10 protein-coding genes are annotated in these 11726 nt (G+C 64.4%); 5 read left to right on the top strand and 5 right to left on the bottom strand.

From position 1 onward, the window contains the following. Nucleotides 1–8: 8 nt before the first annotated feature. Both ACFQU1_RS08030 and ACFQU1_RS08025 read right to left on the bottom strand, forming a co-directional pair. Nucleotides 9–929 carry a LysR family transcriptional regulator gene (locus ACFQU1_RS08030; protein ID WP_378131107.1) on the bottom strand — a complete coding sequence of 307 codons (921 nt, stop codon included), beginning with the start codon at nt 927–929 and terminating at the stop codon, nt 9–11. A gap of 99 nt (nt 930–1028) precedes the next feature. After that, nucleotides 1029–1355: an MmcQ/YjbR family DNA-binding protein gene (locus ACFQU1_RS08025; RefSeq protein ID WP_378131105.1), complete on the bottom strand. Its 327-nt coding sequence runs from the start codon at nt 1353–1355 to the stop codon at nt 1029–1031. A 118-nt stretch (nt 1356–1473) separates the two neighbouring features. Between ACFQU1_RS08025 and ACFQU1_RS08020 the strand changes: the two genes are divergently transcribed. Both ACFQU1_RS08020 and ACFQU1_RS08015 read left to right on the top strand, forming a co-directional pair. After that, nucleotides 1474–1824 carry an ArsC family reductase gene (locus ACFQU1_RS08020; RefSeq protein ID WP_378131103.1) on the top strand — a complete coding sequence of 117 codons (351 nt, stop codon included), beginning with the start codon at nt 1474–1476 and terminating at the stop codon, nt 1822–1824. 253 nt (nt 1825–2077) lie between these two features. Next, the gene (locus tag ACFQU1_RS08015) at nt 2078–3112 is read left to right on the top strand and encodes an aldo/keto reductase (protein ID WP_378131101.1); all 1035 of its coding nucleotides are present in this window, start codon (nt 2078–2080) and stop codon (nt 3110–3112) included. Nucleotides 3113–3350: 238 nt separating this feature from the next. Here the strand turns inward: ACFQU1_RS08015 and ACFQU1_RS08010 are convergent, their stop codons facing one another. Continuing rightward, entirely contained in the window at nt 3351–4436 is a 1086-nt protein-coding gene (locus ACFQU1_RS08010; protein ID WP_378131099.1) for a radical SAM/SPASM domain-containing protein, read from the bottom strand. A 250-nt stretch (nt 4437–4686) separates the two neighbouring features. On the opposite strand from ACFQU1_RS08010, the gene ACFQU1_RS08005 reads away from it, so the two are divergent. Beyond that, nucleotides 4687–6474 carry a carbamoyltransferase C-terminal domain-containing protein gene (locus ACFQU1_RS08005; protein WP_378131096.1) on the top strand — a complete coding sequence of 596 codons (1788 nt, stop codon included), beginning with the start codon at nt 4687–4689 and terminating at the stop codon, nt 6472–6474. On the opposite strand, the gene ACFQU1_RS08000 is transcribed toward ACFQU1_RS08005, so the two are convergent. Together ACFQU1_RS08000 and ACFQU1_RS07995 are read right to left on the bottom strand one after the other, a co-directional pair. After that, entirely contained in the window at nt 6471–7856 is a 1386-nt protein-coding gene (locus ACFQU1_RS08000; protein WP_378131094.1) for a sugar porter family MFS transporter, read from the bottom strand. The two genes, ACFQU1_RS08005 and ACFQU1_RS08000, sit on opposite strands and share 4 nt — an antisense overlap. After that, nucleotides 7853–9193, bottom strand: coding sequence for a sugar porter family MFS transporter (locus ACFQU1_RS07995; RefSeq protein WP_378131092.1), 1341 nt, complete (start codon nt 9191–9193; stop codon nt 7853–7855). The genes ACFQU1_RS08000 and ACFQU1_RS07995 overlap by 4 nt, the downstream gene beginning before the upstream one ends. Nucleotides 9194–9494: 301 nt before the next feature. Between ACFQU1_RS07995 and ACFQU1_RS07990 the strand changes: the two genes are divergently transcribed. Continuing rightward, nucleotides 9495–10694: a glycosyltransferase gene (locus ACFQU1_RS07990; RefSeq protein WP_378131090.1), complete on the top strand. Its 1200-nt coding sequence runs from the start codon at nt 9495–9497 to the stop codon at nt 10692–10694. Between the two features lie 215 nt (nt 10695–10909). Continuing rightward, nucleotides 10910–11686, top strand: a complete 777-nt coding sequence (locus ACFQU1_RS07985) for a PIG-L deacetylase family protein (protein WP_378131088.1) — start codon at nt 10910–10912, stop codon at nt 11684–11686. Nucleotides 11687–11726 lie beyond the last annotated feature (40 nt).

The raw sequence follows: 11726 nt of genomic DNA, 5'->3' as shown, positions 1-11726 counted from the left end.
ATCAGATTTCAAAATGCGGGTTGTTCCTGCGGTCGTCTGAGTTCCTCAGCGCGCATCATAGGGTCCGCGGACATGGCCAGGATCCAGTTGCGGAAGGCAGCCATGGCCGGCGTGATCTGTCGCGATTGCAGCCAGGTCAGCCAGTAGCAGCCCATGGACACGCTGATATCGAAGGGCTGCAGGATGATGCCCGCGGCGAGATGGCGCGAGAACATCAGAGGTGGTGCGAGTGCAATGCCGACGCCGAGGACCGCCGCCTCCACCATCAGTCCCGAGGAGTCGAACATCGGGCCCTTGATGGAGGGGGCGGGAATGCCGGCCGCCTCGAACCAGCGCGGCCATTCATCCGAACGATAAGACCGCAGCAGGCCCTCGTGAGCCAGATCCGCCGGCACGCGCAGCCGCTCCGCGAGCGCCGGTGCGGCAAGCGGCGAAAGCGGCGCCTCGAACAGCCTTTCGCTGTCGGTGCCGTGCCAGGCGCCATTGCCGAAGCGGATGGCGTAGTCGAGGCCTTCGGCCGCGATATCGACCCGGTTATTGTTGGTCGACAGCCGCAGGTCGATCCAGGGATGCGCCTCGCGAAAACCGGGCAGGCGCGGAAGCAGCCAGCCGACCGTGAAGGTGCCAACCGCGCCGATCGTCAGCACCTCGCGCACCTGGCCGCCTTCGACCTGCTCCAGGAGATCGGCGATGCGGTCGAACGAGTCGCGGAGCGTCGGCAGCAGCGCGATGCCTTCGTCGGTGAGCGCGAGGCCGCGCGGCAGGCGCCGGAAGAGCGGCGCGCCGATGCGCTGCTCCAGCGCCTTGACCTGGTGGCTCACCGCCGCTTGCGTGACGCAGAGCTCGATCGCCGCACGGGTGAAGCTGAGATGGCGGGCCGAGGCCTCGAAGGCGCGCAAGGCATTGAGCGGCAAATGAGGGCGAACCATCGAACTCCGACATCATCCGAACGGCGCGTCCGGCATAGCACCCTTGGCGGCCCTGCCGGAAGAGGTCGCTGTTCTCTTCGTCAAAGGCGGGGCGTCAGATCATTTCCGCTTCGGCTTTTTGGGCAGTGCGTGCGCCCAGGCGGTCTCGAGCGCGTTCTTGAGGTCGGCGGTGCTCAGCGCGCCAAAATTCGCCGTGGTCCAGCCCTGCCGGCCCCAGGCATTGGGCACGGGGTGGAAGGCCTCCGGCGCCAACGTGCATTTGAACTCCTGCTCGTCGGGCGAGAATTTGAAATTGGCGCTGCGGCCATCGGGCGCGAGCGTCACATAGGTGCGTGCGACCTTGAAAGCCGTGCGCTCGAAATGCGGCGCCTCGGTCGTGCCTTCCAACGCCAGTGCCATCAGGCGCAAATCTTCACCGCTCGCCATCGCTGCTCCTCCAGGGCGGAGTGGTCATAGGCCGCATTTGCCTGGTGCCGAACCGGCTTGCATGCCGCCGCCCGCTCGCTACTCAGTTATAGCGGATAGCAGTGACGACGGGGACGGCATGGCCAGCGCAACGATCTATGGCATCAAGAACTGCGACACGATGAAGAAGGCGCGTGCCTGGCTCGACGACCATGGCGTCGCCTATAGATTTCATGATTACAAGATCGAGGGCATCGACCGTGAGCGGCTGGCGGCGTGGGCCGGCGCGGTCGGTTGGGAGACGCTGCTGAACCGGGCGGGCACGACATTCCGCAAGCTGCCGGATGATGACAAGCAGGGCCTCGATCAAGAGAAAGCGATCGCCCTGATGCTCGCCCAGCCCTCGATGATCAAGCGGCCGGTGCTCGACATCGGCGGACGGCTCATCGTCGGCTTCAAGACGGCTGATTACGCGGCCGCGGTGACTTGACAGCGCCCTGGCGCCATTCCTCTGCACGCGTTGCTTGGCCGTGAACCAAGCGCTTCGCCTCGCGTTTCTGTCGGATCCTGGGATGAGCAGAGAGCGGCGCTGATCGCTCGTGCGAGCCACAGGCGGCATAGCCGCGTCAACATGCAGCACGGATACTGGGACTGATCTGCCCAACAGAACAATCGCATCTCTACATTCTATTGGATTGATAGGCCGCCGCTGTCCAGGTTACGCGCCAGCAAGGAGAACGCTTATGAGCACAGCAACGGGCGCAGCCACAGCACTGTCCACCCGTCGGTTTGGCCGCACCGACATGGAGATCACGCGCGTCGGCTTCGGCGCCTGGGCGATCGGCGGCGGCGATTGGGCCGTGGGCTGGGGCGCGCAGGATGATCGCGATTCGGTGGCGGCCATCCGGCACGCCATCGAGCGCGGGATCAATTGGATCGACACAGCGGCGGTTTACGGCCTCGGCCATTCCGAGGAAGTCGTGCGGCAGGCGCTGGCGGACATCCCCGCCGACCGGCGGCCTTATGTCTTCACGAAATGCGGGCTCATCTGGGACGAGAACGATCGCAAGGCCCTGCCGCTGCGCATCGGCGCGCGGGCGAGCATCCGGCGCGAGGTTGAGAATTCGCTCCGCCGGCTCGGCGTCGAGCGCATCGACCTCTACCAGATGCACTGGCCGGCCGAGGACGGCACACCGGTGGAAGACTACTGGCAGACTCTGCTCGACCTGAAAAAGGAAGGAAAGGTCCGCGCCGTCGGCCTCTCCAACCATAAGGTCGATCAGCTTGAGAAGGCCGAGCGCCTCGGCCATGTGGACACGTTGCAGCCGCCGTTCTCGGCCATTCGGCGCGATGTCGCCGCCGCGGAGCTGCCGTGGTGCGCGGCGCATCAGACCGGCGTCATCGTCTATAGCCCCATGCAGTCCGGCCTCCTCACCGGCCGCTTCACCGCACAGCGCGCGGGTGCCTTGCCGGCGAACGACTGGCGGTCGCGGAATCCGGAATTCTCGGGCGAGAAGCTCATGCGCAATCTGACGCTCGCCGATGCCTTCAGGCCGATCGCCGAGCGGCACGGCACGTCTGTGGCGACCGTTGCCGTTGCCTGGACGCTCGCCTGGCCCGGCGTCACGGGCGCTATCGTCGGCGCCCGCAGCCCGGAGCAGGTGGACGGCTGGCTCGATGCCGCGCGCATCGAGCTAACCCGTGAGGATCTCGCGGCCATCGCGGCCGCCATCGCAGAAACGGGCGCTGGCGCCGGGCCGCAGATGCCAGCCGTCTGACGCGCCCTTAGCCGAGCCGGAGGCGGTTCGCCGAGGGGGAGCCGGCGAACCGCCTTCACGGTTGCACAGCATCTGCAATCGCTATCATCGCCTTCCTCACCGAAGGCGACTGGCGTGCCTCAACCGGCCACGATCCGCGGACCGGCGCTGTTCATCAGCCAGGTCATCGCGAACGATGCGCCCTTCAATTCACTTGGGGGGTTGGCCAATTTGCCGTCGCTCGGATTTTGGGCGCGGTCTACTCCGCGGCATGCCCCACCGTCTCATTATGAGGCCGCGCGCCGCCCGCCGTTGCCTCGATGATCGGGATCAGCTTCTCGGTATGGTCATCGAGATTGTCGATTTCGAGCAGGCCCTGCATGTAATGACAGGTCTGGCACGACGGATTCTGGTCTTTCAGGCCGCGTAGATGCATGAGCCGGAACTCGCGAAGACGCTCGCCGTGCCAGATGTCAGTTATGGTCTCGTGATTCGTGTCGCCGACGATGGTGCGCCAGGCCCAATCGACGCAGCACACCGAGACGCCGCCATTCCAGTTTACCGAGAGAGTGTAAAACGGCGTCGGGCAAACCTTGCGGTTGCGGATCACCGGACTGAAACCGTCAGGAGCCACGTCGGGATCTAGGCCCAGCGTCCAGTCGTGGCGTTCCGAGTCGCTCCAGCCGGTCAGGTGATCGATGAACACCGTGTCGGCATGGCCGGTGAAGTCGGCATAGAATTGGTCGCGCTCCTCCTGGGTGAGGCCGGTCTCGATGGTCTTCACGTGGATGCGGATCGGGCTCTTGTACTCCTGCTTCAGGCGGTAGAGCCGATGAATGTTCTCACGCACCTCCGCGTAATTGTCGTAGGTCTGGCAGAGATCCTTGTAGCCCTTGTCATGGACGTGGATGACCGAGATGCGGATGGTGTCGAGCCCTGCCTCGATCAGCGCCCGCGCCTTGTCCTCGGTCAGCAGCGCGACCTGGCTGTTGAATACGATCTCGTCGAAGGCGCCGGACTGCTTGGCATAGGCGACCATCTCGGGAAGCTGCTTGTGCAGCAGCGGTTCGCCATCCTTGTAGAGGTTCAGCTTGCCGATGCGGGAGGGAAAGTTGATGCCGTCGACGGTTTTCTTGAACAGCTCCATCGGCATGAATCCGACCTTTCGCCCGACCGATTTGAGCAGCTTGATGTCCGAGGTGGGGCAGAAGCGGCAGCGGAAGTTACAAGCATTGGTCGGCTCGATCATGATCGTGAACGGCGTCGCATTCGGGATCGTCTCGTGCATGGGACGAAACTTCTCGATGCTACGATGGTAGATATTCACGGACGATCTGTTCGACATAGGGCCGGCTCCTTGTAAACAGGCGGCGTATGCGCTGCACGTCGGTCGACGACACGACAACCTACTCATATTTCCGACTGCTGCCGGTATAATTAGAGTATAATCTGGTCTAGGCCCCTTCCCGTACGGCTGGAAACATCCGAAACGGTGAGAATATGCTCTACCTTTCGGGAAGCGGGAGCGAGTTCTCTTCGATCGGGCGAAACCGCCCGGCGGGGAGATGCCCTCGCCGTCAATGCGGAGGATGACGATGAGGGGGCGACGGATCGCGCTGGGCATCAACTGTGCCCACGACGCTTCAGCAACGCTGTGTGACGGCGGCGGCATTCTCGCCAGCATTGCTGAAGAGCGCCTAAATCGCATCAAGCACTATTGCGGCTTTCCCTCACTCGCCGTCCGCGCCGTGCTCGATTACTGCGGGCTGACCATCGACGACGTCGACATCGTCGCCTTCTCCAGCCAGTTCGGGGTGCTGCCGCAGCATGAGGACAGCCTCGTCGTCGGGCTCGATGCGCGCGCTCGGGTGCCGTCGGCCGAGAATATGGCCTTCCAGCCCGACGCCGCTGATCCGGTCGGCTCGGTCGAGCGCCGCCTCGGGGAGATATGGGCGGGCTTCGGCGAGCGACACCCCTATGCGCGCGTCGAGGAAATGGCGGAACTCGGCTTTTTCCGCAGGCATCTCCGGCACTACCATGTGCACCATCACCTTTCGCATGCGGCCTCCGCTTTCCTGCTTTCGGGACTGGAGGACGCCTGCGTACTCACGGTCGACGGCAAGGGCGACAAGGCCAGCGCCACGATCTATCGCGGAACACCGGGCGGCGCGCTCACCATGCTGCGTTCGTCAGCGTCGAGAGACAGTCTCGGCTGCTTCTACCAGGCGGTCACCGAGGCACTCGGCTTCGTGCCGATCGACAGCGAATACAAGACCATGGGGCTCGCCGCCCTCGATGCGCAGGGCGAGGGGCCGAACGCATTTGACGGCGTCGTGAGCTGCCGGGACGGGGTCTTCAGCGCAGCCGATAAATGGCAGTTCCGCTGCTACAACCGGGCCAATCCCCAGCGCCGGCTGCCAAATCCGATGAACTCGGTGGTGCAGTCGCTCGCCTATGGCGAATTGCTGCAGCGGATGACGCCGGTCGTCGTTGCCGGCGAGGCACAGCGGCATTTCGAGGACAATATGCTCGCCTTCGTGCGCGATGCCATGGCGATATCGGGGTGCCGTTCGCTGGCGGCGGCAGGGGGCGGCTTCCTGAATGTGAAGGCTAACCGGCGCATCCTCGATACGTTGCGGCCCGATCATTTCTTCGTCTTTCCGGATGCTGCCGACAGTGGCAATGCGGCAGGTGCGGCGCTGATGGCGCTGCAATTGGAGGGGGCGCTCGAGAGCCCTCTGCGGTTGCCGATGCCCTATTTCGGCAACGACTTCACTGCAGATCGGGTGGAGCATCTCCTGATGCAGTCATCCGACATCGAGGTGAGCCCGGCCGGCCCGGAGGACATCGCCCAGGCGCTCACGCGGGGCGAGGTCATCGGCACGTTCCAAGGGCGCATGGAGGCGGGTCCGCGGGCGCTCGGCAACCGTTCCGTGCTGGCCGATCCGCGCCACGCCTCGGTCAAGGACCGCATCAACGGGCTGCTCAAGGGGCGCGATCCGTTCGTGCCCTTTGCCCCCATCGTGATGGAGGAGGAGGCCTCGCGGCACTGGGCGGGGCCGACCGACTACCGCTATATGACCTTCGCAGTGGAGGCGAGTCAGTATGCGCGCGAGACGGTGCCCGCCGTCGTCCATGTCGACGGCAGCATGCGACCGCAGGTGATGGGTGAGCGTGACAATCCGCTGCTGCATGCGCTTCTGGGCGCCTTCCGGGGGCTGACCGGCGTGGGTGTGGTGCTCAACACCTCTTTCAATCGTCATGGGCTGCCCATCGTCGGCTCTCCGGAGGACGCGCTGGATCACTTACGCCAGGGCTGGGTCGACAGCCTCTGGATCGGGCCATGGCGCGTGGTGCGCGGCGGAGGAGCGACGCCAGGCTAACGCAGCCTCGAGGGCGACTGGCCCGAACGCCAGAATGCCTCGATCTCCTCCAGGGTCCGGCCCCTGGTCTCGGGTAAGTAAAACAGGCCGAATACCAGGCCGCTCACGCCGACTAAAGCATAGGCGATAAAGGTGGCCGAGGCGCCGAACATCTCGACGAAGGGCGGAAAGGTGGCCGAGACCGCGATCTCGAACAGCCAGGCAGCCACGACGACGACGCTGAGAGCGAGCCCGCGCACACGCTGGGGGAAGATCTCAGACGTGACAGCACCGGTCACAGAGCCCAGACTCAGTGAAAAGACGATGATATAAAGGAAGACGGCTGTGACAACGAGCCATCGCATGGCCGGAATGTCGGCCACATAGAAGATGGACAGGCCCGTCGCGGTCAGCGTCACCACGATCCCGACGAGGCCCCCGATGAACATCGGCCGGCGGCCGATGCGGTCGACCAAGGCCATGGCCACGGCCGTCATCACGAGGTTGAGCGCGCCGACCCCGACGGTCAGCAGCATTGCGCTGGACTTCATCTCGTAGCCCGCCAACGCGAAGATGGTCGGCGTGTAAAAGGTCACGAACCCGATGCCGCTCATCTGCTGATAGAAGATGAGGGCGACGCCGATGAACATGGCCGGCCGCAGCCATGGCTCTGACAGCTCTTTCCACGTGGCGGTCGAATTGTCCTCGCCGAGCGTGCCCTGAAGCGCGGCGATCTCCTCCTGCCCCTCCGCATCCGCGTAGCCGAGACGACGCAACATGCGCTTGGCGCTGCCAAGCCGCCCACGGCTCAGATACCAACGCGGTGATTCCGGCATGAACAACATGCCGACGCCGAGAAGGACCCCGGGCAGGGCGCCGGCCATGAACATGGGGCGCCAGCCTTCCGCATCGGCCGCGAACAGGGTGTTGACGAGATAGGCTACGAGAACTCCGCCGCTCAGGAAGAGCTGCTGCATCGAGACCAGCGCCCCGCGGATGTTCGGCGGAGCGATCTCGGCGATATAGAGCGGCACCGCGACCAGCACGATGCCGACTGCGACACCGAGCAGCGCACGTCCCGCCGTAAGCGGCCAGAGCGAGGATGCGAGGCCGCACCAGAAGGCGCCGATGACGAAAAGAGCAGCCGTGCCCATCATGATGCTGCGCCGCCCGAACCGGTCGGCCAGACCGCCGCCGATAAGCGAGCCGACCATGCCGCCGCCAAGGATGGCGCTCGCCAGCATTCCCTCCTCGATCGAGGAGAGGCGCCACATGGCGGAGATCTGCGGTAGTGCCCCGGCGATGACGGCGATGTCGAAACCATACAGGAATCCACCAGTGGCGGCGACGATACACATCACCACGATGGAGCGTGTACGGTGCTTCTGGACGGCGTCGGTCACGGGTGGAACCCCTTGTGCACCGCGCCTCCGGCGGAAATCTTCTCCAGGGAAAGTCCCATGGTTTCCGGCATGAACCTGCGCGCCCACCACCATCCGCAGGCGGCGATCAAAGCGTAGCCGAGGAATGCGTAGGCAGTGATGCCGATGCTGAGAATGTAAGGAAGTGAGCCCGACACGACGAGGTTGAACGTCCAGTGCGCCATGACGGGGATGCTCATCTGCGCCCCGCGCTTGCGCAGTGGGTAGAGCTCGGAAATCACGATCCAGCACACGGGGCCCATGCCGACGGCGAACCAGCCGATGTATGAGACGAAGCCCGCGAGCAGCATGAACTCGATCGCTTCCTCCGCAATGTCGCGCGCGTAAAGCCATTCGCCGAGGCTGAGGATGAGTAGGCTGACGGACATACCGGCCAGACTCCACATGGCCAGCTTTCTTCGGCCGATGCGGTCGACCAGCGCGAGGGCCGCCACCGTCAGCAGGCAATTGAGGAGCCCGAGGCTGATGGCGGAGGTCAGGGCATGGTCCCCCCAGGACAGCCCCACGCGCATCATCATGGTAGGGAAGAAGTAGATGACGACGTTGATGCCGCCGAGCTGCTGAAAGAAAAACAGTGCGACGCCGATGCCGGCGGGAGAGCGCAGGAACGGCAATGGTCGAGCGGGAGCCGGCTCCATCCTTTCGCGGTCGATGCCCTCGCGCAGTTCTTCTATAACCGAGTCGACCTCGACGGTGCCGAGACGGACGAGGATCGAGCGGGCTTCCTGCTCATCGTCGTGCAGCAGCATCCAGCGCGGTGAATCCGGCAAGAGCAGCGCAGCGATTCCGAGCGCGCCGGCCAGTGCAGCGCCGCTCATGAACATCTCGCGCCATTCATGCGGTTGAAGCCCCCGCACGGCATCGAGCACATAGGCGCAAAGGATGCCGAGCGTGATCGCAAGTTGATAAAGGCCGACGATGCGTCCTCGGTATCGTCTGGGCGAGATCTCCGCGAGGTAGAGCGGCGCGACGACCGAGATGACGCCGACGGCGAAACCGACGATAAGCCGTCCGCCGACGATATAGGCGGGGGAGGGCGCAAGACCGGAGCAGAAGTTGCCGAGCGCAAAAACCGCGGCGGTGGCCATGATGACGTCGCGCCGGCCGAGATCGTCGGCAAGCCGGCCACCGGCGAACGCGCCCACGATTGCGCCGATCAAAAGACCGCTCACGATGAGGCCGTAGCTTGTCGGACCGAGCGCCCAGGTGAGCTGGAGCGACGGCATCGCCCCGGAGACGACCGCCGTGTTGAAGCCGAGCAGCAGCCCGGACGAGGCGGCAATCAGCGCGACGCGCAAAAGCGGGGGTGGGAGGTGCGAGGGACCCGCTGTGGCCGCTGCGAAGGTCACGTGCATGGGTCCTTTTTTCCGGCTCTCGGAGCAATGTATGGGCAGCAGATCGAGGACCTGGTCGCTTTATACTCCAATCGTGAATGCATCATTATAAAATATGCATGCTGTAGCGTGTCAAGTATTTACGAAAATTCGTATTTTCAGTCTTGATGGTGATCATCTTTCGCGTTTATCTGTATTGAAAATAATCGGCGGTGTCGAGTTGACGTTCCGTTTGCCCGTCGAGAGTGGTTCGCGAGGAGAGATTATGCCGCCCGCGCCTACAATTTCCTCGACTGCCCTGGCTGCGCGTGTGGAGCCGAAAGTCATCCTTCACATCACGCACCACTGGGGTGGCGGGACCGAGCAGCACGTTCAGGAACTCACGGAGTATCTTGGCGATGCGGCCGTTCATCTCGTGATCCACAGCCGGGCCGACGGCCTCGTTACGCTGAGCGCGCCCGGCCAGCCTGACGTGGCCTTTCATCCGCAGGACGATTTTCCGCAGATCGTCGAGCGGCTGCGCGGCTTGCATGTCGCGCGAATCCACGTCCACCAGCTCTTCACGGTGCCGATCGATGTTCGCCGGCTGGTCGAGGAGCTCAGGGTGGCGTTCGACTTCACGGTCCATGACTATCACACGCTGTGTCCGCGTGTGCATTTCAAGACGCGCGAAAATGCCTATTGCGGGGAGCCCGACGAGGCGGGCTGCACGGCCTGCCTGGAGGACTGGAGCCGGGCGGACGAGCGCGACATCGTCGACTATCGGACCCGCTATACGTGGGTCTACCGGGAGGCGGAGCGCATCATTTGCCCGTCGCGCGATGTTGCTGCTCGCGTCGAGCGCTACAGGCCGGAGGCAAATCTCGTTGTGGCGCCGCACCCGCGCCCCATCCTTGCCTATCCGCCGGTGGCCGCGCCCCGTCTCGCGCCCTCCGAGCCGCTGCGCGTTGCCGTTCTCGGCTGGGTCACGGCCTTCAAGGGCGCGTCGCGTGTGCTCGGTGCCGCACGCATCGTGGCGGACCGCGGGCTGCCAATCCATATCCGCATCATCGGTACTATCGACGGCGTCGTTCCGGACGCGCTCGACGTGACCGGCGCCTATGAGACCGACGCGCTCCAGCTGCTGCTGGGCGATTACCGACCGCATCTCATCTGGTACGCCGCACAGGCTCCGGAGACCTACTCCTACATTCTCACCGAGGGGCTGGAGGCAGGCCTTCCCGTGCTGGTGCCGCGACTCGGCGCGTTCCCCGAGCGTGTCAGCGGGCGACCATGGAGCTGGATCGTAGACTGGGACCTCACGCCGGAGCAGGCGGTCTCCGTCCTGGTGGACATTCGCGAACTGTTCCTGTCGGGGGTAGCCCCGGAGGTGCCGGTGCACGACGTCACCTGCCATGCGCCGACGGCGGGAATCGCGTTCTATCGGACCGCCTACCTGGACGGTGAGAAGAGACATCTTGGCTGACCGTCACTTGTGGGTTGCGCGTAAACGGCGAATATCCCGAGCTATGCGCGCGCCCTGATATTGTTCATGACAACAGTTACATAGGTTTTCTGTGCCGTACTGCCCCACTCCGGCAGGGCGGGCACAATTATACCAAAATTGAACCCCCGCACCTCGCCACCACGCCATACAGCTTAGGTTGGGCGGCTGAACGATTACCAGTGGATTGGCAAAAGGTGGTCGACTTTCTCTCCTTGGCCGGGGGCGTGGTGCTCTTCGTGTTTCCTCACCCTGACGATGACGTTTTCGTCGGGGGAACGCTATCCTTGCTGGTCCGTGCGGGCGTGCGTGTCGAGGCCGCCTGGATGACGTCCGGCGGATATGACGGGCTGGACGAGGTCCGTGAAGCCGAACTCCAGCACGCGATGGAGGTCGTCGGGGTTTGCGAACGTCATCTGCTGCGGCAGCCGGACGGCGGGTTGGTCGGCACCCTCGAGGAATCCTGCGGGGCGCTTCGCCGGCTTATCGAGGAACTGCGGCCGCAGGCGGTGGTCGCTCCCGCATTTGAAGGCGGGCACGCCGATCACGACGCCACCAACTTCGCCATCGCAGAGGCTTGCCGGCGTGCCCGCTCGGACGCGCGCCTGTTCGAATATCCCTGCTATGCACCCGACGGTGAGGCGCCTGAGGGTTTGAGGCTCGGCGCCTTCCCGGCTGGGGCCGTGGGGGTGCGACGCGTCGATCTGGATGCGGCAGCCATGCGATGCAAGCTGTCGATGGTGGAGGCTTATGTGAGCCAGCAGGCCGTGTTCGACCTCCTAGGCTGGCGCGCGTCCGCCACGGAATTCTTCCGCGAAATCCCGAAGAGTCGCGATCACCGCCGACCTCCGGCGGCTGGTCTCGACAGCTACGCCCACTGGTTCAACCGGCGCAGCCCGGATCGTTTCGGACAACTGGCCGCGGCGGTCGACGCATCCATCACCGCCGCCGGTCAGCCGATGCCATGCCGGTAATGGCGTCGGCCGGTGCAGTGAACGTGCAAGACTAGAATCC

Source organism: Chelatococcus sp. GCM10030263 (genome assembly GCF_042666455.1).
GTDB lineage: Bacteria > Pseudomonadota > Alphaproteobacteria > Rhizobiales > Beijerinckiaceae > Chelatococcus.
The sequence above is the reverse complement of the archived record's forward strand: the minus strand, read 5'-3'. Positions and strand labels throughout refer to the sequence as shown.